25 protein-coding genes are annotated in these 25,411 nt (G+C 57.0%); 9 read left to right on the top strand and 16 right to left on the bottom strand.

Annotated features, from left to right (window positions below; translation table 11 throughout):
- Position 1 precedes the first annotated feature (1 nt).
- The 3 genes from fdhF to ACR0NM_RS00350 all read right to left on the bottom strand — a co-directional run bounded on the left by fdhF (position 2) and on the right by ACR0NM_RS00350 (position 5,470).
- Positions 2-2,788 carry a formate dehydrogenase subunit alpha gene (fdhF, locus tag ACR0NM_RS00360; protein ID WP_480612698.1) on the bottom strand — a complete coding sequence of 929 codons (2,787 nt, stop codon included), beginning with the start codon at positions 2,786-2,788 and terminating at the stop codon, positions 2-4.
- 11 nt (positions 2,789-2,799) lie between these two features.
- The gene (locus tag ACR0NM_RS00355; protein WP_480612696.1) at positions 2,800-4,503 is read right to left on the bottom strand and encodes an NAD(P)H-dependent oxidoreductase subunit E; all 1,704 of its coding nucleotides are present in this window, start codon (positions 4,501-4,503) and stop codon (positions 2,800-2,802) included.
- An 85-nt stretch (positions 4,504-4,588) separates the two neighbouring features.
- Positions 4,589-5,470 (bottom strand): LysR family transcriptional regulator, encoded by an 882-nt coding sequence (locus ACR0NM_RS00350; RefSeq protein WP_170404498.1) that lies wholly within the window; start codon positions 5,468-5,470, stop codon positions 4,589-4,591.
- Between the two features lie 269 nt (positions 5,471-5,739).
- On the opposite strand from ACR0NM_RS00350, the gene ACR0NM_RS00345 reads away from it, so the two are divergent.
- Positions 5,740-6,168, top strand: coding sequence for a DUF4275 family protein (locus ACR0NM_RS00345; RefSeq protein ID WP_480612694.1), 429 nt, complete (start codon positions 5,740-5,742; stop codon positions 6,166-6,168).
- 28 nt (positions 6,169-6,196) lie between these two features.
- Here ACR0NM_RS00345 and ychF read toward each other — a convergent pair whose 3' ends face one another.
- Positions 6,197-7,294, bottom strand: coding sequence for a redox-regulated ATPase YchF (ychF, locus tag ACR0NM_RS00340; protein ID WP_480612692.1), 1,098 nt, complete (start codon positions 7,292-7,294; stop codon positions 6,197-6,199).
- Between the two features lie 202 nt (positions 7,295-7,496).
- Between ychF and ACR0NM_RS00335 the strand changes: the two genes are divergently transcribed.
- From ACR0NM_RS00335 to ACR0NM_RS00305, 7 genes are all read left to right on the top strand, one after another.
- Complete coding sequence (locus ACR0NM_RS00335; RefSeq protein WP_480612690.1) at positions 7,497-7,982, top strand: acyloxyacyl hydrolase; 486 nt, start codon at positions 7,497-7,499, stop codon at positions 7,980-7,982.
- A 79-nt stretch (positions 7,983-8,061) separates the two neighbouring features.
- Positions 8,062-8,853, top strand: a complete 792-nt coding sequence (gene trpA / locus ACR0NM_RS00330; RefSeq protein WP_170404505.1) for a tryptophan synthase subunit alpha — start codon at positions 8,062-8,064, stop codon at positions 8,851-8,853.
- A gap of 164 nt (positions 8,854-9,017) precedes the next feature.
- Positions 9,018-10,184, top strand: coding sequence for an alpha-hydroxy acid oxidase (locus ACR0NM_RS00325; protein WP_170397492.1), 1,167 nt, complete (start codon positions 9,018-9,020; stop codon positions 10,182-10,184).
- Between the two features lie 254 nt (positions 10,185-10,438).
- The gene (locus ACR0NM_RS00320; RefSeq protein WP_170397494.1) at positions 10,439-11,092 is read left to right on the top strand and encodes a 50S ribosomal protein L25/general stress protein Ctc; all 654 of its coding nucleotides are present in this window, start codon (positions 10,439-10,441) and stop codon (positions 11,090-11,092) included.
- Positions 11,093-11,222: 130 nt separating this feature from the next.
- Complete coding sequence (gene pth / locus ACR0NM_RS00315; protein WP_170397497.1) at positions 11,223-11,906, top strand: aminoacyl-tRNA hydrolase; 684 nt, start codon at positions 11,223-11,225, stop codon at positions 11,904-11,906.
- Between the two features lie 72 nt (positions 11,907-11,978).
- The gene (locus ACR0NM_RS00310) at positions 11,979-13,142 is read left to right on the top strand and encodes a serine hydrolase domain-containing protein (RefSeq protein ID WP_480612688.1); all 1,164 of its coding nucleotides are present in this window, start codon (positions 11,979-11,981) and stop codon (positions 13,140-13,142) included.
- A gap of 9 nt (positions 13,143-13,151) precedes the next feature.
- Entirely contained in the window at positions 13,152-13,532 is a 381-nt protein-coding gene (locus ACR0NM_RS00305; RefSeq protein WP_170397502.1) for a DUF2237 family protein, read from the top strand.
- Here ACR0NM_RS00305 and ACR0NM_RS00300 read toward each other — a convergent pair.
- The 9 genes from ACR0NM_RS00300 to ACR0NM_RS00260 all read right to left on the bottom strand — a co-directional run bounded on the left by ACR0NM_RS00300 (position 13,529) and on the right by ACR0NM_RS00260 (position 21,910).
- The gene (locus ACR0NM_RS00300; protein WP_480612686.1) at positions 13,529-14,161 is read right to left on the bottom strand and encodes a class I SAM-dependent methyltransferase; all 633 of its coding nucleotides are present in this window, start codon (positions 14,159-14,161) and stop codon (positions 13,529-13,531) included. The two genes, ACR0NM_RS00305 and ACR0NM_RS00300, sit on opposite strands and share 4 nt — an antisense overlap.
- A gap of 51 nt (positions 14,162-14,212) precedes the next feature.
- Positions 14,213-15,460 (bottom strand): tryptophan synthase subunit beta, encoded by a 1,248-nt coding sequence (trpB, locus tag ACR0NM_RS00295; protein ID WP_170397508.1) that lies wholly within the window; start codon positions 15,458-15,460, stop codon positions 14,213-14,215.
- Between the two features lie 67 nt (positions 15,461-15,527).
- Positions 15,528-15,863, bottom strand: a complete 336-nt coding sequence (locus ACR0NM_RS00290; RefSeq protein WP_480612683.1) for a hypothetical protein — start codon at positions 15,861-15,863, stop codon at positions 15,528-15,530.
- Positions 15,864-15,908: 45 nt separating this feature from the next.
- Positions 15,909-16,553 carry a phosphoribosylanthranilate isomerase gene (locus ACR0NM_RS00285; protein ID WP_170424387.1) on the bottom strand — a complete coding sequence of 215 codons (645 nt, stop codon included), beginning with the start codon at positions 16,551-16,553 and terminating at the stop codon, positions 15,909-15,911.
- A gap of 9 nt (positions 16,554-16,562) precedes the next feature.
- Entirely contained in the window at positions 16,563-16,913 is a 351-nt protein-coding gene (locus ACR0NM_RS00280; protein WP_170397774.1) for a LapA family protein, read from the bottom strand.
- A 7-nt stretch (positions 16,914-16,920) separates the two neighbouring features.
- Positions 16,921-17,205, bottom strand: a complete 285-nt coding sequence (gene ihfB, locus ACR0NM_RS00275; protein ID WP_050603110.1) for an integration host factor subunit beta — start codon at positions 17,203-17,205, stop codon at positions 16,921-16,923.
- Between the two features lie 270 nt (positions 17,206-17,475).
- Entirely contained in the window at positions 17,476-19,152 is a 1,677-nt protein-coding gene (gene rpsA, locus ACR0NM_RS00270) for a 30S ribosomal protein S1 (RefSeq protein ID WP_039532111.1), read from the bottom strand.
- Positions 19,153-19,488: 336 nt separating this feature from the next.
- Positions 19,489-21,174 (bottom strand): tryptophan halogenase family protein, encoded by a 1,686-nt coding sequence (locus tag ACR0NM_RS00265; protein WP_480612681.1) that lies wholly within the window; start codon positions 21,172-21,174, stop codon positions 19,489-19,491.
- Positions 21,175-21,373: 199 nt separating this feature from the next.
- Positions 21,374-21,910, bottom strand: a complete 537-nt coding sequence (locus ACR0NM_RS00260) for a hypothetical protein (protein ID WP_480612679.1) — start codon at positions 21,908-21,910, stop codon at positions 21,374-21,376.
- A gap of 219 nt (positions 21,911-22,129) precedes the next feature.
- On the opposite strand from ACR0NM_RS00260, the gene ACR0NM_RS00255 reads away from it, so the two are divergent.
- Positions 22,130-22,606, top strand: a complete 477-nt coding sequence (locus tag ACR0NM_RS00255; protein WP_170424393.1) for a YHS domain-containing (seleno)protein — start codon at positions 22,130-22,132, stop codon at positions 22,604-22,606.
- Between the two features lie 26 nt (positions 22,607-22,632).
- Here ACR0NM_RS00255 and cmk read toward each other — a convergent pair whose 3' ends face one another.
- The 3 genes from cmk to trmB form a co-directional block, all read right to left on the bottom strand.
- Positions 22,633-23,247 (bottom strand): (d)CMP kinase, encoded by a 615-nt coding sequence (gene cmk / locus ACR0NM_RS00250; RefSeq protein ID WP_480612677.1) that lies wholly within the window; start codon positions 23,245-23,247, stop codon positions 22,633-22,635.
- Positions 23,244-24,590, bottom strand: a complete 1,347-nt coding sequence (gene aroA / locus ACR0NM_RS00245) for a 3-phosphoshikimate 1-carboxyvinyltransferase (protein WP_480587133.1) — start codon at positions 24,588-24,590, stop codon at positions 23,244-23,246. The genes cmk and aroA overlap by 4 nt, the downstream gene beginning before the upstream one ends.
- Before the next feature lie 69 nt (positions 24,591-24,659).
- Positions 24,660-25,370: a tRNA (guanosine(46)-N7)-methyltransferase TrmB gene (trmB, locus tag ACR0NM_RS00240; RefSeq protein ID WP_480612675.1), complete on the bottom strand. Its 711-nt coding sequence runs from the start codon at positions 25,368-25,370 to the stop codon at positions 24,660-24,662.
- Positions 25,371-25,411 lie beyond the last annotated feature (41 nt).

Here is a 25,411-nt window from a genome sequence, read left to right as displayed (position 1 = left end):
ACTATTCCGCCGCGACGGCGTCTACGATCTTTTCGACGCGAATTGCCGAGAACTTGAATTCGGGGATCTTGCCATAAGGATCGATGGCCGAGTTGGTCAGGATATTCGCCGCCGCCTCGACATAGGCGAACGGGATGAACACCATATCTTCGGCAATCGCCCGGTCGGCCCGCACCATGATTTCAATCGAACCGCGGCGAGTAGTCAGACGGATCATATCGCCCGGCTCAATTCCCATCAGTTTCAATGTACGCGGGTTCATCGAGCAGTTCGCTTCAGGTTCCACGGCATCCAGAACGTTGGACCGGCGGGTCATCGACCCGGTATGCCAATGCTCCAGCTGGCGCCCAGTGGTGGCGATCATCGGGTATTCATCATCCGGGGCCTCATCCGGTGGGATGACACTGGCTGGCGTGAACCGGGCGCGACCGTCCGCACGTGGGAAACCATCGCCGAACACAATCGCCTGACCTGGGTCTGTCTCGGACAGTGACGGGTAAGTGATCGTCTCCGTCTCAAGCCGTTCCCACGTGATGTTGTCGAGCGAATTCATCGTCAGCTTCATCTCAGCAAAGACCTGAGAAACATCGGAATAATCCCAGTTCAAACCGATCCGCTGCGCCAGCTCAACGGTGATCTTCCAATCCTCGCGCGCCTCACCCGGAGGGGTCACGGCGGGCCGCACACGCTGTACCTGACGGTTGGTGTTCGACACAGTGCCGTTCTTCTCATAGAGCGCTGAGGCGGGCAGAATGATGTCGGCATAGTTCGCCGTTTCGGTCAGGAAGATATCCTGCACGATCATCAGTTCCAGCTTGGCCAGTGCGTCGCGCGCGTGATTCACATCGGGGTCGGACATGGCGGGGTTTTCCCCCTGGATGTACATACCCTTGATGTTGCCCGCATAAGCCTGATCGATGATCTCGGTGACGGTCAGCCCCTTCTCGTTCGAGAAGTCGCGGTCGTCATTCCAGACGTTGGTGAACTTGGCCCGAATGCCGTCGTCGGTAACGGACTGATAGTCCGGCAGGAACATCGGGATCAGGCCCGCGTCTGAGGCACCTTGCACGTTGTTCTGACCGCGCAGAGGGTGAAGACCTGCACCGGGTTTACCAACATTGCCGGTCATCAGAGCCAACGAGATCAGGCAGCGCGAGTTGTCGGTGCCGTGGATGTGCTGGCTGACACCCATACCCCAGAAAATCAGACCGGCCTTGGCTTGTGCAAAGGTGCGCGCCACTCGGCGCAGCTGATCCGGTTCGATGCCGCAGATCGGCGACATAGCCTCAGGCGTGAACTGGCGCAGGTGTTCTTTCTCGGCTTCCCAGTTCTCGGTCCAGCGGTGGATGTACTGGCTGTCATAGAGCTCTTCTTCCACGATCACGTTCATGATCGCGTTCAGCATCGAAACATCCGCACCGGGACGGAATTGAAGCATCTCATCAGCAAACTTGCGCATCCCGACGCCGCGCGGGTCCATAACTATCAGCTTGCCACCACGTTTGGTGAACTGCTTGAAGTAGGTCGCAGCGACAGGGTGGTTTTCAATCGGGTTGGCCCCGATGATGATCGCCACATCCGCGTTTTCGATCTCGTTGAAAGTCGCGGTCACAGCGCCCGAGCCCACATTCTCAATCAGGGCCGCAACAGATGACGCGTGGCACAGACGGGTGCAGTGGTCGACGTTGTTGTGGCGGAAGCCCTGACGGATGAACTTCTGGAACAGATAGGCTTCTTCGTTGGTGCACTTGGCCGAGCCGAAGCCTGCAACGCTGCGCGGGTCTTTGTCGCGCAAGTCCATCAGCTTGGTCGCGGCCAAGTCCATCGCCTCTTCCCACGTTGCTTCACGGAAATGGGTATCCAGGTTGCCGGGATCGACGTTCAATCCCTTGGCTGGAGCATCCTCGCGACGGATCAGCGGCTTGGTCAGGCGATGCGGATGGTGAATGTAGTCAAAGCCAAAGCGGCCTTTGACGCACAGACGACCTTCGTTTGCAGGGCCGTTGATGCCCTCGACATACTTCACCTTGCCGTCTTTGACCTTGAGCGAAACCTTACAGCCCACGCCGCAGAACGGGCAGACGCTTTCCGTTTCCGAGTCGTAGTCCTTGCTGTCGCCTCGCTGCTGGTCATCCAGTACGGTTGCTGGCATCAAAGCACCGGTCGGGCAGGCCTGCACGCATTCACCACAAGCCACACAGGTCGAAGCACCCATCGGGTCGTTCTGGTCGAACACCACCTGCGCTGTGTGGCCACGACCGGCCATACCAATCACGTCGTTGACCTGCACGTCGCGGCAGGCCCGGACGCAGAGGTTGCAGTTGATGCAAGCGTCCAGATTGACGCGCATCGCAACGTGGCTGTCATCCAACAGCGGGATTTTCTCGGCCTCTTTCGCCGGGAAACGGCTGTCGCTGACATGGTTCAGCTTGGCCATATCCCAGAAGTGGCTGGAGGCGTCGTGCGCTTCCTCAGGCTGATCCGCGACCAACAGCTCCATGACCATCGCGCGCGATTTCTCGGCCCGGTCGCTGTCGGCCTTAACCACCATGCCGTCGGCTGCCGGACGGATGCACGAGGCGACCAGCGTGCGCTCGCCTTCTACCTCGACCATGCAGGCACGGCAATTGCCGTCGGGTTTGTAACCGGGTTGCGGCTTGTGACACAGGTGAGGGATAGTGAACCCCTGCCCCTTTGCGGCTTCCCAGATGGTCCAGCCCTCGGGCACGGTGACATCTTCGCCATTCAGGTTGAAGGTGACGGTCTTGTTTGGGCTTGCATCAAGCATGGCTATCTCCCTCAGATTTCGTCAGCGAAATGTTTCATGACCAGGCGGATCGGGTTCGGGGCCGCCTGCCCCAGACCGCAGATCGAGGCATCGCCCATGACCTGACACAGGTCTTCCAGCAGTTCCTGATCCCATTTGTCGGCTTGCATCAGCTTGACCGCCTTTTCGCAGCCTGCACGGCAGGGCGTGCACTGGCCGCAGCTTTCGTCTTCGAAGAAGCGCAGCATGTTCAGTGCCGCATTGCGTGCGGTGTCCTGATCGGACAGAACCACAACCGCAGCGGACCCGATGAAGGTGCCATGCGGTTGCAACGTGTCGAAATCCAGCGGGATGTCATCCATCGATGCAGGCAACAGACCCGAGGATGGACCACCCGGCTGATAAGCCTTGAAGGTCTGGCCCCCGGCCATGCCTCCGGCAGCCTCGATCACGTCCAGAATGGTCGAGCCAGCGGGCAGAAGGTAAACACCCGGCTTTGCGACACGACCCGAGACCGAATAGCTACGCAAACCCTTGCGACCGTTCTTTTCGGTGCTGTTAAGGCATTCAGGCCCTTCACGGCAAACTTTGGTCACCCAATAGAGCGTCTCGACATTGTGCACCAAGGTCGGACGGTTAAAGACCCCAACCTGCGCCACGAACGGAGGACGATGACGCGGCAGTCCTTTTTTGCCTTCGATCGACTCGATCATCGCGGATTCTTCACCGCAGATGTAAGCGCCAGCACCACGGCGCAGGTCGATATAGCCTTCTTCGACGATCCCGGCTTGTTCGAGCGCGGTAATCTCACGACGCAGGATTTCCAGAACTGCCGGGTATTCGTCGCGCATATAGATAAAGCAGGTCTCTGCCTCGACGGCCCAAGCGGCGATCAGCATCCCTTCGAGGAAGACATGCGGCGTGCGCTCAAGATAGTAGCGGTCCTTGAATGTCCCAGGCTCGCCCTCATCGCCGTTGACAGCCAGATAACGCGGGCCTTCATTCATGCGAACAAAGCCCCATTTCTTGCCCGACGGGAAGCCAGCGCCGCCCAGACCACGCAGGCCCGAGGACAGTACGTCTTCCTGCACCTTCTCCCAATCGCCGCCCTCGCGCAGCTCTTTCAGTTTGGCGTAGCCGCCATTGGCTTCATAAACCGCAAAGGCTTCGTAATCGGGCAGATGGGCGTGGGTGTCATTCGCCGCAATCGCGGCCTGCACCTTTTCGGGGGTCGCGTGGTCGATGTGGTTGTGACCGATCTCCAGCACTGGAGCGGTGTCGCAGCGTCCCATGCAGGGCGCACGGACAACGCGGACCTGCGAGGCATCCAAACCGTCTTCCAGCGCTTTTTGCAGCTGCTGGGCACCGGCCATTTCGCAGGACAGCGAATCGCACACACGGATCGTCAACGCCGGAGGAGGCGTTTCACCCTCTTTCACTACATCGAAATGGGCATAGAAGGTTGCGGTTTCGTAAATCTCAGCCTGCCCGATCCGCATCTCAACCGCCAGAGCGGCGATGTGGTCGGCGCTGATATGGCCGTGTGCGTCCTGAATCAAATGCAGAAATTCAATCAGCAGGTCGCGACGTCGCGGGCGGTCACCCAACAGTCGTGCAATTTCCGCTTGTGCCTCGTCCGAGAATTGACGGCCTTTGGGCGTGTGCCGCCCCTTGCCTTTACCTGACTTCCAGACGCCCTTTGGCGCGCCCGATGGCTTGGTGTCTAATGGTGCCATGATGCCCTCCGATTGAGGCCCCGTGTCTCATCAGATTAGCATATCGTCAAATCGCATATTTCAATCGCACGATAACGACAGTTTATCACCGCAAAGACGCCATCACTGTGCGTAAGGCCGCGACCGTGGGCAATTCCGGGTCGCGAGTGAGCGTGGCCAGACAAATCGGCTTGCTCACCACGGGTTCGATCAGGGACAGAACCCTTGTGTCCTTCAGGTCGCCCAGCGCCCGCACCAGCACGCGTGGAATCACGGTGGCCGCTAGCCCCTCGCGTGCCATGACCATCGAGGCAGTGAATCCGCTGGTCTCGGCCACAATATCCGGGTGCAAGCCCTGTTCGGCGAATATCCGATCCAGAATCCGCCGGTTCTGCATCTGTGGTTCCAGCAGGCTCAGGGGAAACTCGGCCACGCGGGCCCATGGGATCGGGCCTGTCTCATCGGTCATATGCGAGGGGACCAATAGGACATAGGTTTCTTCGTACAAGCGCTGCACTTGCCGTAGATCGGTACCGATACTGTCGCCATAAGTGATGCCAGCATCCAGACTTCCTTCGTCCAACCGGTGCTGAATGGCTGTTGCAGACATTGTTTCAATCCGGGTCACGATACGTGGATGCGCATCGCGCAACCGCTTCGTAAGACGCCCGGTGAAGGCAATCGCGGTAGGGATTACACCCAAAATAAGCGTGCCGGTGATCTCACCCTTTGCAGCGAGCACCTGTTGTTCCAAAGCCTTGGTGTCGTCGAGAATGCGCCGCGCGCGCTGGACAATCATCTCGCCCTCTTCGGTCAGCCCCTGAAATCTGTTTGCGCGGCGAACGATGGAGACACCCAGCCGATCCTCCAGGTTTCGGATTCGCATCGAGAACGCAGGCTGTGAAATCCCGCATTCCTCGGCTGCCTTGGCGAAATGACGATGCCGCGCCAATGCGCTGAGCAATTGCAGGTCGCGGATTTCGATCATCTAGAGCTGTCTCAAGTATCAGGTCAAAATCCAAACTAACCACATTTCTGCACGAGAGAAATGTGTGAGATGCGAGCATCGTCAATTTGTTGGCTGCCAAAGGATCGGCGCTTCAGATACATGCAATACTCGGGTGGTTGAGCCTGCCGAACTGCTGTTCCAGCCCAAATGAAACTAACAGGATCGCATCTTGCCACCTGAGCGGTTTTGACACTTCGCCATAACGCGCGATATGCCGGTTCAACAACAACATAGAACCGAATTATTCCATGAACCTTACGAGAAACCAAATTGAGGACTTCTTGTTGCGTGAATGCGTCGATTTTGATCCTCTCGATTCCAAAGAAGGTGGTGAGGTTGTTCAATGCTGGCATCAGACATTCGCCGGGAACGTAAAGAAATCAACCGGTTCCTGGATTCACAATCGCTTTCGCTGGCATGGTTTCAGTTACGGGTTTCAAATCGCGCGGGCGGGCGATGACGCTTTAAATGCCTATAAGAATCAGTGGCCTGCCGCGTATGTTATCTTTGATGAAGATATCAAATGGTCGTATCGCTGCGTCTCAGAAACATATCCAGATTTCTCATCTTTTGGCGCGGATATCTACGTAGCCCACCACAACATGAAGTGGACAATGGCATTCACGCACGAGCAACCCGATATCGGCCCGTTCTTCGCAGAAAATCCGAGGTTATAAGCTGAGCAGTGACTGCTTTGGTGGCTTCTCAGGTGTTGAACAAAAAGTGCATCACATCGCCATCCTTGACGATGTAGCCTTTTCCTTCGGCCCGCATCTTACCCGCCTCTTTGGCACCCTGTTCGCCATTGGCGGCGATGTAGTCGTCATAGGCGATAGTCTCGGCACGGATGAAACCCTTCTCAAAGTCTCCGTGGATGACACCTGCGGCCTGTGGTGCGGCGGTGCCGGTGCGGATGGTCCAGGCCCGGGCCTCTTTCGGGCCGACGGTGAAATAGGTTTCCAGCTTGAGCAGGTCGTAACCGGCACGGATCAGACGGTCGAGGCCGGGCTCTTCCAGACCCATTTCCTCTAAGAACATCTGTGCCTCGTCGTCTTCCAGAAGGCTGATCTCTTCCTCGATCTTGGCACTGATAATGACATGAGCATTACCTTGCGCTGCAGCCATCTCAGCGACTTTGGCAGAGTACTCGTTGCCTTCGGCGGCCTCTTCTTCGGACACGTTGCAGACATAAAGCACCGGCTTGGTGGTCAGAAGTTGCAGCATTTTCCATGCCTTGGCGTCTTCATCAGACACTTTAACCAGACGCGCTGGCTTGCCGTTTTCCAGCATCTCCTGCGCCTCGGCCAGCAGGCGGTCCTGCTGTTGCGCTTCTTTGTCATTGCCCTTCAGCTTGCGCACCAGATTGGCGCGACGCTTTTCGATGCTTTCCAGATCGGCCAGCATCAGCTCGGTCTCGATCGTATCGGCATCGGCCACCGGATCAACGCGGCCATCCACATGGGTCACGTCACCATCTTCGAAACAACGCAGCACATGGGCAATCGCGTCAGTCTCGCGGATGTTTGCCAGGAACTGGTTGCCCAGCCCCTCGCCTTTCGAGGCCCCTTTCACCAACCCCGCGATATCCACAAAGGTCATGCGGGTTGGAATGATCTGTTTCGAGGACGCAATCGCCGCCAGTTTATCCAGCCGGTCATCAGGAACGGCGACATCCCCCACATTGGGTTCGATGGTGCAGAACGGGAAATTCGCCGCCTGAGCTGCCGCAGTTTTGGTCAGTGCGTTGAAGAGAGTCGACTTGCCAACATTCGGCAAACCCACGATTCCCATTTTAAAGCCCATGACGGCCTCCTGATACCATTCGAGCGCCGCTTCTAGGCAGGTCCGGTGCAATGCGCAAGGCAAAGTGCCTGAACACAGCCGCGAGTCTATTCTGCCACATCACAAAATCGACATCGCTTTGTGTTCTTGCGTCCATTGAAAACATGCACCTACATTCCTCAATAAAACCAATACCAACGAACGACGGACATAGTAGGTAAAAATGAAATCCCTTGTTATTCTGGCTTTTGCGCTGACAGCCGCTACTGCAGCACAAGCCCAATCCATCATTTTCGGAGCAGGCTACGCAGATTATTCCAGCGCTCAGAGCGAAGATCAGGCGATTGTTTCGCTGGAATACCAGCATCGCTCTTTCTACGAAGCGACCCGTTTCAGCGCCACCTGGGGTGCGTCCCTGTCTGTTGATACCGACGGTGACACGCATGTTGGCGCGGGCCTGATCGGGCTTTACACTTTTGCGGACCGTTGGTTCATCGAGGGCAGTGTCATGCCGGGATACTATAGTGAATCCAACGAACTGAATGATCTGGGCGGCAGTTTTCAGATACGCAGCTTACTGGGCCTTGGCTATACGCTGGAAAGCGGCAACAAACTGTCTGCCGCTATCACTCATATATCCAACGCCAGCACGCAGGAAGACAACCCAGGTGTAAACGCACTTTTGCTGAGATACCATTACGCCTTCTGATCGGAAGCCCACCAAGCGGGATTGATTTTCAGCGAAAGTTTCTGCACATCAGGTCCAAACCCGAGTGCAAGGATTTCCGATGACCCGTATTGACGCCAAATTCGACGCCCTGCAAAAGCAAGGCAAAAAGGCATTTGTAGCTTATGTCATGGCCGGAGATCCCGACTATGACACTTCGCTGGAGGTCGTGAAGGGTTTGCCCGGCGCAGGTGTCGACGTTATCGAGTTGGGCCTGCCCTTTACCGATCCCATGGCCGATGGCCCGACCATTCAGGCTGCTGGCCAACGGGCGTTGGATGGTGGAATGACATTGCAACGCACTCTGGATTTGGCCCGCGCCTTTCGTGAATCCGATGACACCACACCGATCGTGCTGATGGGATATTACAATCCGATCTACAGCCGAGGTGTCGAGAAATTTCTGGCAGATGCAAAATCAGCGGGGATCGACGGGCTGATCGTCGTCGACCTGCCCCCCGAAGAGGACGAAGAGCTTTGTCTGCCCGCGCAAGCTGCCGGGCTGAACTTCATCCGCTTGGCGACGCCGACGACCGATGACCAACGCTTGCCTCGCGTACTGCAAAACACATCCGGCTTTGTGTATTATGTATCGATTACCGGCATAACCGGTGCTGCCGAAGCGCAGGCAACCGATGTTGGGCCCGAGGTCGCTCGGATCAAAGCTGCAACTGATTTGCCCGTGATCGTCGGTTTCGGCATCAATACGCCAGAAAAGTCTCGCAACATCGCGAGTGTATCCGATGGCGCGGTAGTTGGATCTGCCATTGTCAGCCAGATCGGTTCCGGAAAACCGGTGACCGAGGTTCTGGATTTTGTCAAAACACTGTCAGATGGCGCGCACTCCGCCTAACAATTTCTTTCCATTTTCAGATGGTTCTTCACCGCAGCAAGCGCGCCGCCTACTGCGGTGTTTTTTTGTTTTGACCAGGCGGCAACCAACCGCAGCAAGCGGGCATTGCAGTGTTTCAAAATAATTGGTAAAGAAACTTAACCAATCCTGCGAGAACCTGATCAATGCCAGTCATTACCAATATCGAAGACCTCAAACGGATCTATGAGCGTCGCGTTCCGCGCATGTTTTTCGACTATGCAGAAAGCGGCAGCTGGACCGAACAAACCTTCCGCGAGAACACGTCGGATTTCGAAGATATCCGCCTGCGCCAACGGGTCGCCGTAGACATGACAGGGCGCTCGACCGCATCGCAGATGATCGGGCAGGATGTATCCATGCCCGTTGCATTGGCTCCGGTAGGTCTGACAGGAATGCAACACGCGGATGGCGAGATCAAAGCGGCCAAAGCCGCCGAAGCCTTTGGCGTACCCTTCACACTGTCGACCATGTCGATCAATTCGATCGAAGATGTCGCTGAAAACACTTCGGCCCCTTTCTGGTTTCAGCTCTACACCATGAAAGATCAGGACTATGTCGGGCGACTTATCCAGCGCGCGAAGGATGCGAAATGCTCGGCCCTTGTCATTACGCTTGATCTGCAAATCCTTGGCCAACGACACAAGGACCTGAAGAATGGCCTATCTGCGCCGCCAAAGCTGACCCCCAAGACCATCGCCAACCTGATGACGAAATGGGCCTGGGGCATCGAGATGCTAGGTGCCAAGCGCCGAGAATTCGGGAATATCGTCGGTCATGTCGATAGCATCACAGATACGCGCTCGCTCGGCACATGGACCGCCGAGCAATTCGATCCCAGCCTCGACTGGGGCAAAGTCGAGAAGCTGATGGAACAATGGGGCGGCAAGGTGATCCTTAAGGGCATACTCGATGCCGAGGATGCCAAAATGGCTGCCAAGCTGGGCGCAGATGCAATTGTTGTCTCAAACCATGGTGGACGGCAGCTGGATGGCGCGCTCAGTTCGATCCGGGTTCTGCCCGAGATCATGGATGCCGTCGGCAGTGATGTCGAAGTGCATCTGGATAGCGGCATCCGTTCAGGGCAAGACGTGCTGAAAGCTCTGGCGCTTGGGGCCAAGGGCACCTTTATTGGTCGCGCCTTTGTCTATGGGCTGGGTGCAATGGGTCAGAAAGGCGTGACAACGGCATTGGAAGTGATCCAGAAAGAGCTCGATACAACGATGGCACTTTGCGGTGAACGTAACGTAGCCGATCTTGGGCGCCACAATCTTCTAGTCCCCGAAGACTTTGGCGGTCGCTGGCAGGCTTGATCCTACGCCTCCCACGTAGATGGAGACGCCGCCTGGCCGCCCATTGAGCGTCTCGTTCAAGGTACTTGCAGCCAGATGAAGCAGAGGATCCGTCCTTCATCTGGCCGTAAATACCTCGGAGCGCGAGGCAGAGCCTCGCAAAATTTCTCGGGCTACAAAAAGCCCTTTCCAAACCAACTGAATCAAGCTAAGGACGCGGCTTCACGCGGGCATACAGCCTTGGAGGATGCCCGCCCTAACATTGGAGAATTATCATGGCTGGAGAGATTCCTGATCTCGTAGCTCTGGAACGGACGGGGACAGGCAAGGGCGCCGCTCGTCAAGCACGCCGCGATGGCATGGTTCCGGGCATTGTTTTTGGTGGCGACAAAGAGCCGCTGCCGATCCAGATCCCGTTCAACGTACTGTTCAAGCGCCTGAAAGCAGGCCGGTTCAAGTCGACCCTGTGGAACCTGAAAGTCGAAGGTCACGAAGACGTGCGCGTCATCTGCCGCGATGTCCAGCGTGACGTTGTCAAAGACCTGCCGACCCACCTGGACCTGATGCGCCTGCGTCGGACCACCAAGATCGCGCTGTTCATCCCCGTTGAATTCATCAACGAAGAAGAAGCCCCCGGTATCAAAAAAGGTGGCGTTCTGACCGTTGTCCGCCCCGAGGTTGAACTGCTCTGCACAGCCGGTGACATTCCTGAGAAGATCACTGTTGATCTTACTGGCATGGAAATCAACGACGTTGTCACCATCTCTTCGGTTGTGCTGCCCGAAGGCACCAAGCCCACCATCGATCGTGACTTCGTGATCGCCAACGTCTCGGCACCCACCGGTCTGTCGACCAGCGACGACGAAGAGGGTGATGAGGAAGAAGTGGCTGCAGATGAAGTTGAAGTCATCGGCCAGGAAGAAGAATAAATCCGGATCAAATCCAGATTTGAAACGGGGCGCCTTCTGGGGCCCCGTTTTCTTTTGCGTGTACGGGGCTGGAAAACATCCCCTGATCCATGCAATGAGATAACGACGCGAGACTGTAAGGGACAAAGCGATGAAACTGTTTGTCGGTTTGGGAAATCCGGGATCAAAATACGCTCGCAACCGGCACAATATCGGCTTCATGGCGTTGGAGCGAATTGCCGAAGATCACAACTTTGGTCCGTGGAAGTCCAAGTTCCAGGCTGAAATTGCCGAAGGACGTCTAGGCGGCCAAAAAGTGCTGCTGGTCAAGCCGCAAACCTTCATGAACCGCTCAGGCCAATCGGTGGGAGAGGCAATGCGCTTCTACAAGCTCGACTCGACGGACGTGACCGTCTTTCATGATGAGCTGGACTTGGCACCCGGTAAAGTGCGCGTTAAGGCAGGCGGTGGTCACGCAGGCCATAACGGGTTGCGGTCGATCCACGACCATATCAGCCCGGCCTATGATCGCGTGCGGCTGGGTATCGGTCATCCGGGCCGCAAAGAAATGGTCTCGCCTTATGTTCTAAGCGACTTTGCAAAGGCGGATGCGGACTGGCTGGATGACGTGCTGCGCGGCGTCTCGGACGGTGCCACCTATCTTGCCGATGACGAAAGCGGGAAATTCATGAATGCCGTTGCCCTGCGCACTGCTCCGCCTAGATCATCGAAGCAGCCCACTAAACCTGATACGCCCCCCAAAGCTGCCGCCGAAGCCGTTTCAGCGCCCGATGAGCGTTCGGCCATGCAAAAGCTGCTGGATAAATTCAGATAATCATTCCGCAACGTTGCGCTTGCGCAAAGCCTCAGGCCAAAGTCCAATGTCAGAGGAAAAGGGAGTTGTCGAATGAAAACAGCGCTCAGATGGCTGCTGCGTATCCTGTTGACCTTAGCATTGGCAGCGGCGGTTGTCGGATTTTGGAAACGCGAGGAAATCCAACGCCTGATGGCGGTGAATTCGCTGTTTTCAGAAGAAAAGATCGTCCACAACTTTTCGAATATGGACGAAGCCTTTCTGACGGTCACTCTGCCGCGTGGCAATGGCCCGACCTGGGAGCTGCCGTATGGGCCCGGCTTCGATCTTCCCGATGGAACAGACCAGTGGATCGAAGATCGCTCGGTAACATCCCTGTTGGTGATGCAGGACGGAGAAATTCGTTTCGAAGAATACTATCTGGACACCGGGCCGGATGATCGCAGGATCTCCTGGTCAATTGCTAAAAGCTACCTGTCTGCCTTGTTCGGCATTTTGCTGGATGAAGGCGCGATCAATTCGCTCGACGATCCGGTTGTGCAATACGCACCCGACCTCAAGGGCAGCGCCTATGAGACCGCCACGATCCGCAACGTGTTGAACATGGCCAGCGGCGTGACCTTTGACGAGGATTATCTGGACTATAATTCCGACATCAATCGCATGGGCCGCGTCGTGGCGCTGGGAGGTGAACTGGACGACTTCGCGGCTTCGTTGAGGGACAGTTTCGTCGCGCCGGGTGAAACATGGCAATATGTGTCGATCGATACTCATGTGATCGGAATGGTCATCCGGGGGGCAACAGGACGCAGCGTTGCAGAGTTACTGACCGAGAAAGTGATCGCACCGCTGGGGTTGGAGCGAGAAGGTTACTATATCACCGATGGAGCAGGCGTTGCATTTGTTCTGGGTGGTCTCAACTTCACAACGCGCGATTTTGCCCGGTTCGGGCAGTTGATTTTGCAGGATGGCGAACGCGATGGACGGCAGATTGTACCCGCGGATTGGATCGACGCCGCTACTTGGCCAAGCGCACCGACCGAACCGGGCAAGATAGGGTATGGCTATCAATGGTGGATTCCGATCGGTGCCCATGAAGGTGAATTCATGGCGCGGGGCGTGTATGGGCAGTACATTTACTTCGACCAGCCACGTGGTGTTCTGATTGTCACGACGGGCGCAGACCGAAAGTTCCGCGATCCAGGTGTCGGTGAGCAGAACATAGAAATGTTCCGCAAAATTGCGCGAAGCCTGTAAGATACCATCATGCAGAAGCAAGACAGCATCAATGTTCTGGGCGGCGTGCTCGCGCCCTGTTCGCGCAAACCATTAACCGGTTTCTTTCGCGACGGTGCCTGCAACACCTGCCCCGAGGATCAGGGAAGCCATACGGTCTGCGCCGTGATGACGGCAGAGTTTCTGGCATATTCGAAATATGTCGGAAATGACCTGAGCACACCCCGGCCTGAATTCGATTTTCCTGGGCTCAAGCCTGGTGATCGCTGGTGCTTGTGTGCGGGGCGCTTTTTGCAAGCCCATGACGAGGGATGCGCGCCCAAGGTGCACCTTGAAGCCACGCACCAGAGGGCGCTGGATATCGTACCTCTCCATATTCTAAAAATGCAGCGCGCTGAAGACGAGCACTAGATGGCGATCGCCCGATATCCGCGAGACGTGCGCGACGGCGGCCCGGTTGGAAAGCCATGCTCGGCCTGCAGATCCCAGCCCGAACGCGCGAGCATCTCCGCCACAATATCCGGTCGATAGGTTCGGTGCCGCCATTGGAACCAGATGATCACATTACACCAATGTGGCTTGCTGACAACCAACCAAAGCGTTGCACCCGGTTCAGCCAGATCGCGCATGCGGCGCAAAGCATCTGTCGGATCAACGCAATGCTCCAGAACATGCGCAGCCAACAGGCAGTCAAAACGGGATGCCGGATGGAACTCTTCCAAGCGCGATTGGACAGTCTCGGCGTTTCCACCGCGCCGTTGCAACGCTGACCCTGCCAGTTGCAGCATTCGGGCCGAAGGTTCCAAAAGCGTCACATGCCCTTCGCGCCGGATCACGGCGCGTGCTTCGGCAAAGGCTCCCGTACCGCACCCGATATCCAGTGCGTTACGGCCCAATTCGACCTGCGGGTCCGAGGACAGAAAACCCAGATAGGCATCGAAATACCCCAGCAGACGCATCTTGTCTGCCCAGCTCGGGGCGGCCTGATCGTATTTCTGGTCAAGTCGGTCGGGTCCGGCCTTTGAGGAAACACTGCACATGCAATGCAAACTGGCACAGTTCCTCAAAGGCGCAAAGCCTGTTAGGCCTAATCAGTCCGCTGCGCGACCTTCGGTATCCGACATATCAAAGTTCAGGTACCGTGCGACGGTCTGCACATCTTTATCCCCCCGGCCACACATATTCATGCAGATCAGGTGGTCCTTGGGCAATTCCGGCGCGATTTTCATAACATGCGCCAGCGCATGGCAGGGCTCCAGCGCAGGGATGATACCTTCGGTGGCGCAGCACAACTGGAACGCTTCAAGCGCTTCTTTATCCGTGATCGAGACATAGTTAGCGCGACCGATGTCGTGCAGCCAGGAATGCTCGGGGCCAATGCCCGGATAGTCCAGACCGGCCGAGATCGAATAGCCTTCGAGAATCTGCCCATCATCATCCTGCAGCAGATAAGTGCGGTTGCCGTGCAGCACGCCCGGACGACCTCCGGTCAATGAGGCGCAATGCTCCATCTTCTCGTTAACCCCCTTGCCGCCCGCTTCAACACCGATGATATTCACATCCTTGTCGTCGAGAAACGGGTAGAACAGGCCCATCGCATTCGAACCACCTCCGATGGCGGCGATGATGGTGTCGGGCAAACGGCCCTCGGCCTTTTGCATCTGTTCCTTGGCTTCCTTGCCGATGATCGACTGGAAGTCGCGTACCATCGCCGGGTAAGGATGCGGGCCAGCAACGGTGCCGATGCAGTAAAAGGTATCGCGCACATTGGTCACCCAGTCGCGCAGAGCGTCGTTCATCGCATCTTTCAGCGTACCCCTGCCGGATGTCACCGGGATCACTTCGGCTCCCAGCAGGCGCATACGGAACACGTTCGGGGCCTGACGCTGAACGTCATGGGCACCCATGTAGACAATGCACTTCAGGCCGAATTTGGCGCAGACGGTGGCTGTGGCCACGCCGTGCTGCCCTGCCCCGGTCTCAGCGATGATCCGGGTCTTTCCCATGCGCCGCGCCAGAATGATCTGGCCCAGCACATTGTTGATCTTATGCGCGCCGGTGTGGTTCAGTTCGTCACGCTTCAAGTAAATCTTTGCGCCGCCCAGATGTTCGGTCAGGCGTTCCGCGTAGTAGAGCGGCGAAGGGCGACCTACGTAGTTTGCCCACAGATCGTCCATCTCGGCCCAAAATGTGGGGTCATCCTTGGCTTTGTCATATTCCTCTTCCAGTGACAGGATCAGCGGCATCAGCGTTTCGCTGACAAAGCGCCCGCCGAAGATGCCAAAGCGGCCTTGTTCATCGGGGCCGGACATGAAGGAATTAAAAAGATCGTTGGCCATGGAAGTCTCCCTCGTCGTACCCGATGTTCATAGGAGGTGATGGAGTGATTTGCCATCGCAAAACGTATCATTCCGCCGCCTGAGCGCGCTGTTCCCACACCTGAAGTGCCTGAACTCGACTTGGAACAGCAATGCAGGGAAATTGACAGAACACATTGATATCGGCCAGACGGGTCGACGCGCGTACTACACGGCGATGAGGGCCGGAATATGCGAATGTCAGCATAGCTTCGGCATCATGCCAGACTGTGTATGAAAAATAACAGCCTTGACGCACAAATACCTCGGCATGCAGGCACAGCGCGTCACCGCGTGCCTGCCGCAAGGATTGATGAGCGCGCCAGAAGAACTCGGGCCCGTGATACCATCGTTTAAGTGAAACTCCGCCGATCACTGCCAGCATGCTCTCCCCCATTTTGAGGAGATACGCAGGTTCGTGCAAATCAGATCAACTTGCCGCGTCGATAAAGGCGCGGATCAGCCCGGCATCCTTTACACCCGGAGAGCTTTCGACGCCGGATGAGACATCCACCTGCTGTGCGCCGGTCATTCGCACCGCTTCTGCGACATTGTCAGGGGTCAGACCTCCGGCCAGCATCCATGGCCTACGCCAGTATTTACGACCTGCCAGCAGGCGCCAATCAAAAGACAAACCGTTACCACCAGGCAGCTCCGCGTTTCGCGGTGGCTTTGCGTCGATCAACAGCTGATCCGCCACATCTGAATAGAGATCGATGGCCGCGAGGTCTTCGGCCTCGGCCACACCAATGGCCTTCATTACTGGCAGGCCGAAGTGGTCTCGCACTTGCTGCACACGCTCAGGACTTTCTTTGCCATGCAGTTGCAACATATCCAGAGGCACGATCGAAAGAATGTGATCCAAATCCTCGTCCGTCGCATTCACTGTCAGCGCCACCTTGGCGACGCCCGCAGGCACCTCCTGTGCCAATGTCGCAGCTGTCTGGGGCTCAACATGCCGCGGGGATTTGGGGAAAAACACAAAACCAACATAACCCGCGCCCGCATCCACAGCAGCGCGCACGTGGTCAGGGGCGGTCAGGCCGCAGATTTTAACTCGGATATCAGCGGGCATCGTAGGGCCTCAGCTTGCCTCATCCAGAATGGCCAGCACATCATCCTGACCTTCATTCTGCTTTTTCTTGAGCTTCTTAACTTCACGCTCAAGTTTGCGCACTTCGCCTTGCTTCACGGTCACATCCTTGCGGTGCTTATGCTCGCGCAGCCATTCCCACAGGAAGCCGATGACCAGGCCGGCAACAACCCCACCCAGCACGACCAGAAACAGCGGCAAGGAGGTTGACAGGTTGAACCCCAGCAACTCGGACAAAGCATCCGGCATAAGCTTAAGTTCAACAATTTGGCGATTGGCCAGCGAAACCGAGACCAGAACGATCCCCAATGCTGCCAGAAAAGCATAACGAATGTAGCGCATCATGAGGCTAGGCTTTACCGTTCAAACGGTCCCTTAGCAACTTGCCAGTTTTGAAAAATGGAACACATTTTTCTTCAACCTGCACAGTTTCACCGGTGCGGGGATTGCGGCCTACACGTGCGTCACGCTTTTTCACCGAAAACGCGCCGAAACCGCGCAGCTCTACGCGGTCGCCGCGTGCCATGGCGTCGGTCACTTCTTCAAAAACGGTATTCACGATCCGCTCGACGTCGCGTTGATAGAGATGCGGGTTTTCGTCGGCAATTTTCTGAATCAATTCTGAACGGATCATACGCAATACCCTCCCAGGCGGACGATGTGACAAGCCTATAGTTCTGACAGTATAGGAAAAAACCCGGATCGGGGGAACGGATACTCTGCCAGCAAAGGCGGCATTTTGCGACAATCTCACGCGAATTTTTGCCCGTTGGCCTGATTTCCACACTTCATGCGCGAACGATAGACAAATTAAGCCGACTATTTGGAAGATATTGATTCGCAACAAAAACGGCCCCGCACCATGGTGCGAGGCCGAATTTCATGTTTGGGATACGCCCCGGACTTAGTCGCCCGACTTCAGTGCTGCACCCAGGATATCGCCCAGCGACGCGCCCGAGTCGGAAGAACCGTACTGTTCCACGGCCTCTTTCTCTTCGGCGATCTCGCGTGCCTTGATCGACAGGCCCAGACGGCGGGTCTTGCTGTCGACGTTGGTGACGCGGACGTCGACCTTGTCGCCGACCGAGAAACGCTCGGGGCGCTGCTCAGCACGGTCACGCGACAGGTCCGAACGACGGATGAACGACTTCATGCCTTCGTACTCGACCTCGATGCCGCCATCTTCGATCGCGGTCACTTCGACGGTGATGACCGAACCACGCTTCACGCCGCCCACGGCTTCGGCGAACTTGTCACCGCCCAGGGCTTTGATCGACAGCGAGATACGCTCTTTCTCAACGTCAACTTCCGAGACGACGGCCGAAACCATGTCGCCTTTGCGGTAGTTCTGGATCGCATCTTCGCCACGCTCGTCCCAGGACAGGTCGGACAGGTGAACCATGCCGTCGATGTCGCCTTCGAGGCCAATGAACAGACCGAATTCGGTGATGTTCTTGACTTCGCCTTCGACCTCGGTGCCCTCGGGGTGCGTTTCTGCAAACACTTCCCATGGGTTGCGCTGGGTCTGCTTCAGGCCCAGAGACACGCGACGCTTGGCGCCGTCGATTTCCAGAACCATGACGTCGACTTCCTGGCTGGTCGAAACGATCTTGCCGGGGTGGACGTTTTTCTTGGTCCAGGACATCTCGGACACGTGCACCAGACCTTCGACACCGGCTTCCAGCTCGACGAACGCGCCGTAGTCGGTGATATTGGTGACGCGACCCTGATGGACCGAGCCCAGCGGGTATTTCGCAGCAACCAGATCCCACGGATCTTCCTGCAGCTGCTTCATGCCCAGGCTGATGCGGTGGGTCTCTTTGTTGATTTTGATGACCTGAACCTTGATGGTTTCGCCGATCGTCAGGATCTCGGACGGGTGGTTCACACGGCGCCATGCCATGTCGGTGACGTGCAGCAGGCCGTCAACGCCGCCCAGGTCAACAAATGCACCGTATTCGGTGATGTTTTTGACAACACCCTCGACGGTCTGACCTTCGGACAGGTTGCCGATGACTTCGGCACGCTGTTCGGCACGCGATTCTTCCAGGATAGCGCGACGCGAAACAACGATGTTGCCACGGCGGCGGTCCATTTTCAGAATCTGGAACGGCTGCTTCAGACCCATCAGCGGGCCAGCGTCGCGCACGGGGCGAACGTCAACCTGCGAGCCGGGCAGGAACGCAACTGCGCCACCCAGATCGACGGTGAAGCCACCTTTGACGCGACCAAAGATTGCACCTTCGACGCGCTGGTCGTCGGCATATGCTTTTTCCAGACGGTCCCATGCCTCTTCACGGCGGGCCATCTCGCGCGAGATGACAGCTTCGCCACGGGCGTTTTCTGCGGCGCGCAGGTACACTTCGACCTCGTCGCCTACAGCGATTTCAGGGGCTTCGCCGGGATTTGCGAATTCTTTCAGATCAACGCGGCCTTCCATTTTGTAGCCTACGTCGATGATGGCTTGGCCGGCTTCGATCGCCAGAACCTTGCCTTTGACAACAGAACCCTCTTCGGGCGTGTCCATTTCGAAGCTTTCATTCAGGAGGGCTTCGAATTCCTCCATGGATGCGTTAGCCATGTGGCGTTGTTTTCCTTTACATAACGTTTTTGCTGGCCGAGCGGTTGTCTCCGCCGGTCTTGTTTCATGATGCCTGAATGCGTGATCCAGAACGCGCCCGAGCTAACAAACACAAAGGGCCGAGGTAACCCGGCCCTGCTCAGATACGTCATCCGGACGTTAACCGCCCTTGTTCAGACAGCGCGCGTATAGGCGGATTCCGTGTCATGTGCAAGAGCAAAGCCCTTAAACACTGGCCAATCCCACAAAATCCGAACATCGGGTCCGGGCATCGAAGCAAACGCGATCCGATCCCCGGCCTTCTTTGTCAGTTCTGCCGAATGATACCATGCGGCGCTAGAACAGTTGCAGATCCTTCTTGCCGCTTTGAATCTCAGCGAGGTTTGGCATGTTCTCGATCACCACGGGTGCCGGTTTCGCGCCCGGCATTGCGACAGTCGGCTGCCCCATTGCAGCCTTGCCAAAGGCAGGCTTCTCCAACTCGCCCCGGATATCTCGCAGCAGGGTTTTGTGATCCGGCATGGTCTTGAGGATCTGCGCAAGGTCCATTTTTGCCCCCTTCCACCACTGGAACCAAATCGGTTTCTTCAGCGGTCGCAGACGATCACGGATACCTTCGCCATACCCCGTATCATACACCTGTTTGCCCAGAAGAACCGTCTGATAGACGCGGAAATTGAACAGCGTCGCAAACTCGATATCGTGTTCCATCGGCAGACGATGCTGCCACAGCTCAAGGTTCTCGGACAACCGATCCGGAATCTTCATCTCGGTGCGGGCGTCGATCCAATATTGATCATCGGTGCGGTTACCCAACCGGTAGTGCAGGCAGATAAAATCCAGTACCTCGTCATAAAGCTTGTTCATCTGCCGGTTATATCGGTTGCGCAGCGCGGGCTCGATATCGCGGGTCGGCAGATGCTCGGCAAACCAGCGGATCGCGTGATCGATCATGTGGATCGCGGTACTTTCAAGCGGTTCGATAAATCCACCAGACAAACCGATCGCCAAGCAGTTCTTAACCCAGGCATTGCGGACACGACCAACACGCATGGGGATCACGCGCGGTGTCAGCCCCTTGCCGCTGTCGCCCAACCAGTCAAGATATTCGTCCGCCGCCTGATCATCGGTCCGATGCGCGGATGAATACACATATCCCGTACCTACACGATTGTAGAGCGGCACACGCCACGTCCAACCCGCACCAAGCGCGGTCGAGCGTGTAACGCTTTCGATCTTTTCGGGGTTAGGGTGCTCGATCTGCAAGGCCATGGCACGGTCGTTGGGCAAGTAGTCCGAGTAATCCATGAACGGCTCGCCCAACGCTTGATTGATGATCAACCCCCGGAAGCCGGTGCAATCTATGACCATCTCAATGTCATGGTGTCCCTTGCGCTCTAACATCAGGTGACTGACATTGCCCTGCTCGTCCAATTCGACCGATCGCACTTCGTCTTGAATATGCTCTACGCCGCGCTTGGCGCAGACCTTTGTTAGCATGCCCGCAAACTTCACGGCATCCAGATGATAAGCATAGCCAAACCGCTGCTCGAATTCAGGTGCACCCAAAGGACGCGCACCCTTGCACAACCGGGCCAGATCATCATGCGGTGAGATTGACTGCGTGAAATCCCGATCCCCGTTACCAAAACGCAGAAAATACTCGGCAGCCTCCAACCCCTCCAGCAATTGACCATGGGCAAACGGGTTTACGTAGTCGATCCGATTGCCCTTGGCATCGTTGTTCCAATTGCAGAACTTAACTCCCAACTTGAACGATGCGTTGGTTTCGCGGAAGAAATCCCGCTCTGATATGCCCGCCTGACGGAGCGTGACCGGCATACGCGGCACCGTCGCTTCACCGACACCCACAGTCGAGATGTTGGGGCTTTCGATCAAGCAAATGCGTGGGCGATCCTTGGGTGCTGACGTGCGGGAGAACACCATGTCCAGGATCAGCGCAGTCATCCAACCCGCCGTACCACCACCCACGATGGTGATCTTACGCAAACGATTATTCATATTTTTTGTCCCTGTTGGCTTGGGATTTTGTAGCTGCCTCCCCTTTTTTTGAGTGATGGGGATTTAACAGCAGCTTTCCCTTATTTAGCTGTGAGAAGACTATAACAGCTTTCAAGCATCCAGCTAGAGCCTATGACACCCATGGTCGCAGGCACATTCGTCATCAGAATTCAGGCTATGCGCCAACTTTGGACAAGTGTCAGATTTCCTCACCCTTCTTCAGAAGTTCTTCGATCAGCTCACGCTGCAGATCATGGCTGTCGCCCCCTCCGAATTCCGCCGCACCACCGGTGTACAATGTGCCATAGGTGTTGGCGATATTCACAGTCTGGGCCAGCCCCGAGATCAACTGATCCCTTTGCAACAGCGAAAGCGGGTGAATGAACGCAGCCCATAAGGTGCCATTTGCAATCGCATAGCGCGCATCCAGCGTGCTGTCGAAATTTGCCTGCATCATCCGTTGCAAATCGGCTGGCGACAAATCCGCAGCACTGCCAATCGCGACCATCGCCCGCATGCGATCAGCATTGGTATCGGTGACAACCAGCACCGTCACATCAGATATCGTCAACTCAAACCCCGGCCCGATCGGTTGCGCCTCGGGATCTAGCGCAAAGATGATTTTTCCCAGACGCTCGTAAGTCATCGGAGGTTCGGCCGCGGGCACCGGCGTATCTGATTGCTGCGCAGCTACGCTACCTGCAAGAAAGAACAAAAACAGGGCTAGTCTGATCATGGGCCACTCCTACGGTTGTCCAGCAAGCTTAGGCGGCCATCGGACAGGTGGCCAAACAAAGCTATGTGAACAGTTTTTGCAAAACGCACTGATCTTTGGACGATCTGCAAAATCTCATGACCTATCTGCGATTACCCGTCCGGATAACCTTTTCTAACTTAGTTACATCGGCTTGGGGCGGACCCGAGCCTTGAACCAAAAAGGGAAAGGACCCCTACTATGAAATCGCTCGCACTTACTGCATTAGCCGCAACTCTGGCCCTGGCAGCTCCGGCTTTTGCCGCAGACGAAATCAACGTCTCCAAAGGCCTGTCGGCGGCTGGTGCACCCCTGGCAGCCCATGGCGTCGATCTGGTCGCGCTTGTCAACAATGGCAATCCGGTCGAAGGCTTCGCCAATCATTCGGCGACTTATGACGGCGCATCCTATTACTTCACCAGCGCGGAAAACCTTGAAGCGTTCGAGGCCAACCCGGCGGCTTACTTGCCCCAGCACGGTGGCTATTGTTCGTTCGGGGTGTCTGTTGGCAAAAAGTTCGACGGCGATCCGGATCAGTACCTGATCGCAGACGGCAAGCTGTATCTGTTCCTGAATGCTGATACCCGCGCTGCTTTCCTGAAAGACGTCACCGGCACCGCTAAAACCGCAGATGACCAGTGGACCAATATCAAGAGCATCGCAGTTGGTGAATTGTAGTTAACGGACACCTGTCCGCGGCCATTTCAGGCTGCGGGCAGGTTCTGTTCTATCGTTTCGAGCGCCCGTGCCAACGCGGCCTCAATGCTCAGGTTTGACGTGTCAAGCTGCACGGCGTCATCTGCAGGTTTCATCGGTGCAGTGCTGCGATCCGCGTCACGTGCGTCACGCTCTTTGACATCCGCGAGCACCTGTTCGCGTGACAAGTCCGAACCTTTGGCCGAAAGCTCAAGATATCGCCGTTCCGCCCGGACTTCGGGGCTGGCGGTGACAAACAGTTTGACCTCAGCGTCTGGGCAAATCACGGTTCCAATATCGCGCCCGTCCAGCACGGCGCCTCCGGCGCGGCGGGCAAACCCCCGCTGAAAATCAACGAGTGCGCTTCGGACTTCAGGAATGACCGCAACTTTCGAGGCCGCCTGTGCGATCTCAGCCGTACGCAGATCGCCCTGCTGCAATTCTTCTGCTGTCAGGGACCCTGCCGCTGCAACCGGTTCGTCACCTTGCAGCATACGACGCCCCACTGCGCGATAGAGAAGACCGGTATCCAGATGCGCAAACCCGAAATGCGCAGCAACGCCCTTGGAAATCGTCCCCTTGCCCGCAGCCGCAGGGCCGTCGATAGCTACGGTGAATCTCATGTACGCTCGACCTTGGCACCGAGCGCGGCCATCAAAGGCTCAAAAATCGGGAACGACGTTGCGATCGGTCCGCCGTCATCCACCGAAACCGCCTTTTTAGCCCCCATCCCCATGACCATGAACGACATGGCAATGCGGTGGTCCAAGAAGCTTTCGCAGGTCCCACCACCGGGCACACCGCCGATGCCGCGCCCGTCGACTGACCACCATTCGTCACCCTCGTTCACGGTCACACCGTTGGCGCGCAGGCCACGGGCCATTGCGTCGATCCGGTCACTTTCCTTGACGCGCAGTTCTTTCACGCCGCCCATCATTGTTGTGCCCGTCGCATTTGCGGCCACAACAGACAGCACCGGGTATTCATCGATCATCGACGCCGCGCGCGCGGGCGGGACATTGATCCCCTTCATGTTGGGCGAGTATTTTGCACGCAGATCGGCAACCGGCTCACCCCCTTCTTCGCGCTCGTTTTCGTAGGTCAGATCGGCACCCATTTCGCGCAGCGTGGTGAACAGGCCTGCGCGGGTCGGGTTCAGGCCGATACCGGGGACCAACACGTCCGAGCCCGGTGTGATCAGTGCGGCACAGACCGGGAAGGCCGCACTGGACGGGTCGCGCGGCACGGCGATGACTTGTGGCTTCAGCTCGGGCCGACCGGTCAGCGTAATGACGCGCCCTTCATCCGTGTCCTCGACCGTGATTTCGGCACCAAAGCCCGCAAGCATCCGTTCGGAATGATCGCGGGTCGCTTCCTTCTCGATCACGATGGTCTTGCCGGGAGCGTTCAGCCCTGCCAGCAGAACGGCGGATTTCACCTGCGCCGAAGGCACAGGCACCTCATAGCGCACCGGGGTGGGGTCCGCAGCTCCGACAATGGTCATCGGCAGACGTCCACCGTCTCGGCCGACAGATTGCGTTCCGAACAGCGCCAGCGGATCGGTGACCCGCGCCATCGGACGTTTGTTCAGGCTCGCATCTCCGGTGAAGGTCGCTGTGATCGGAGAAGTCGCCATCGCCCCCATGATCAGGCGCACGCCAGTGCCCGAATTGCCACAATCGATTACCTGATCTGGTTCGCAAAAACCACCAACGCCCACGCCATGCACCGACCATTCACCACCGCCATGATCCGTTACTTCGGCCCCAAAGGCACGCATGGCCTTAGCGGTGTCCAATACGTCCTCGCCTTCCAGCAGGCCCGATATCTTGGTTTCTCCCACAGCCATTGCCCCCAGGATCAGGGACCGGTGCGAGATCGACTTGTCCCCGGGCACCTCTGCGGTGCCTGTCAGCGGGCCGCAAGGCTGCGACGTCATCGGGATGGGCGTGCCGTGTCCGGACATGGGGGCTCCTGTTTTCGCTATCAGTCCTCAGGCCGATTAGCGAATTGGGGCCGGTTGGTCCAGCGACAATCAGTCTTTGCGGCAGAAGGTCAGGTAATGGGGTGTACGGCCTTCGCGCAGCGCCTTCTGTTCGTAGCGCGTGGAAATCCAGTCATCCCACGGCTCACGCCAGTCGGCGGGGCGCTCGGCCAGCCATTCGAAGCCCGCCCGCGGCACCTCTTCCAGCGTTTGGCGCACATAGTCAGGGATGTCTGTTGCAACGCGAAAAATTGCGCCCGGCTTTAACGCGCGTGCCAAAGGCTCCAGATGTTCAGGTGTCACAAACCGGCGTCGGTGATGCCGGGTCTTAGGCCAGGGATCGGGATAGAGCAGAAAGGCGCGCGATATGCTGGCCTCGGGCAGAACGTCAAACAGATCCCGCGCATCACCGGGGTATACGGCAAGGTTTTCGACACCCGCCTGCCGGATTTTACCCAACAGCATTGCAACGCCGTTGATATAAGGTTCAGCCCCGATGATACCGATATCCGGGTTTTGCTGCGCCTGATGCACCAGATGCTCGCCGCCGCCAAAGCCGACCTCAAGCCAGACAGGCTTGCCTCTGAATAGACCGTCGAGATCGAGCGGATCGCGTTCAGGATTACCGTCCCAATCCACCGCACCGGGGGACAAGGCAGCAAGATCTTCCGACAGATAAGTCTTTTGACTGGGCTTCAGGGTTTTGCCCTTAAAGCGGCCATAAAAATTTCTGCGCGGGCGTTGTGGGGTCTTTGTACTCATGGCGCAGCCCTTACTGCGGGGCTGAAATTGTTGCAAGTGGT

The organism is Ruegeria sp. AF2, assembly GCF_056542025.1.
The sequence above is the reverse complement of the archived record's forward strand: the minus strand, read 5'-3'. Positions and strand labels throughout refer to the sequence as shown.

Excerpts from the sequence above, each read along its gene's own strand:
- ychF (WP_480612692.1), bottom strand. The coding sequence starts at position 7,294 with ATGGGCTTTAAAATGGGAATCGTGGGTTTGCCGAATGTTGGCAAGTCG.
- fdhF (WP_480612698.1), bottom strand. The coding sequence starts at position 2,788 with ATGCTTGATGCAAGCCCAAACAAGACCGTCACCTTCAACCTGAATGGC.
- ACR0NM_RS00255 (WP_170424393.1), top strand. The coding sequence starts at position 22,130 with ATGAAATCGCTCGCACTTACTGCATTAGCCGCAACTCTGGCCCTGGCA.
- ACR0NM_RS00260 (WP_480612679.1), bottom strand. The coding sequence starts at position 21,910 with ATGATCAGACTAGCCCTGTTTTTGTTCTTTCTTGCAGGTAGCGTAGCT.
- ACR0NM_RS00305 (WP_170397502.1), top strand. The coding sequence starts at position 13,152 with ATGCAGAAGCAAGACAGCATCAATGTTCTGGGCGGCGTGCTCGCGCCC.
- trpB (WP_170397508.1), bottom strand. The coding sequence starts at position 15,460 with ATGGCCAACGATCTTTTTAATTCCTTCATGTCCGGCCCCGATGAACAA.
- ACR0NM_RS00265 (WP_480612681.1), bottom strand. The coding sequence starts at position 21,174 with ATGAATAATCGTTTGCGTAAGATCACCATCGTGGGTGGTGGTACGGCG.
- ACR0NM_RS00290 (WP_480612683.1), bottom strand. The coding sequence starts at position 15,863 with ATGCTGGCAGTGATCGGCGGAGTTTCACTTAAACGATGGTATCACGGG.
- aroA (WP_480587133.1), bottom strand. The coding sequence starts at position 24,590 with ATGTCCGGACACGGCACGCCCATCCCGATGACGTCGCAGCCTTGCGGC.
- pth (WP_170397497.1), top strand. The coding sequence starts at position 11,223 with ATGAAACTGTTTGTCGGTTTGGGAAATCCGGGATCAAAATACGCTCGC.
- trpA (WP_170404505.1), top strand. The coding sequence starts at position 8,062 with ATGACCCGTATTGACGCCAAATTCGACGCCCTGCAAAAGCAAGGCAAA.
- ACR0NM_RS00345 (WP_480612694.1), top strand. The coding sequence starts at position 5,740 with ATGAACCTTACGAGAAACCAAATTGAGGACTTCTTGTTGCGTGAATGC.
- ACR0NM_RS00350 (WP_170404498.1), bottom strand. The coding sequence starts at position 5,470 with ATGATCGAAATCCGCGACCTGCAATTGCTCAGCGCATTGGCGCGGCAT.
- ACR0NM_RS00300 (WP_480612686.1), bottom strand. The coding sequence starts at position 14,161 with ATGTGCAGTGTTTCCTCAAAGGCCGGACCCGACCGACTTGACCAGAAA.
- trmB (WP_480612675.1), bottom strand. The coding sequence starts at position 25,370 with ATGAGTACAAAGACCCCACAACGCCCGCGCAGAAATTTTTATGGCCGC.
- ACR0NM_RS00355 (WP_480612696.1), bottom strand. The coding sequence starts at position 4,503 with ATGGCACCATTAGACACCAAGCCATCGGGCGCGCCAAAGGGCGTCTGG.
- ihfB (WP_050603110.1), bottom strand. The coding sequence starts at position 17,205 with ATGATCCGTTCAGAATTGATTCAGAAAATTGCCGACGAAAACCCGCAT.
- ACR0NM_RS00280 (WP_170397774.1), bottom strand. The coding sequence starts at position 16,913 with ATGCGCTACATTCGTTATGCTTTTCTGGCAGCATTGGGGATCGTTCTG.
- ACR0NM_RS00325 (WP_170397492.1), top strand. The coding sequence starts at position 9,018 with ATGCCAGTCATTACCAATATCGAAGACCTCAAACGGATCTATGAGCGT.
- ACR0NM_RS00320 (WP_170397494.1), top strand. The coding sequence starts at position 10,439 with ATGGCTGGAGAGATTCCTGATCTCGTAGCTCTGGAACGGACGGGGACA.
- ACR0NM_RS00285 (WP_170424387.1), bottom strand. The coding sequence starts at position 16,553 with ATGCCCGCTGATATCCGAGTTAAAATCTGCGGCCTGACCGCCCCTGAC.
- rpsA (WP_039532111.1), bottom strand. The coding sequence starts at position 19,152 with ATGGCTAACGCATCCATGGAGGAATTCGAAGCCCTCCTGAATGAAAGC.
- cmk (WP_480612677.1), bottom strand. The coding sequence starts at position 23,247 with ATGAGATTCACCGTAGCTATCGACGGCCCTGCGGCTGCGGGCAAGGGG.
- ACR0NM_RS00310 (WP_480612688.1), top strand. The coding sequence starts at position 11,979 with ATGAAAACAGCGCTCAGATGGCTGCTGCGTATCCTGTTGACCTTAGCA.
- ACR0NM_RS00335 (WP_480612690.1), top strand. The coding sequence starts at position 7,497 with ATGAAATCCCTTGTTATTCTGGCTTTTGCGCTGACAGCCGCTACTGCA.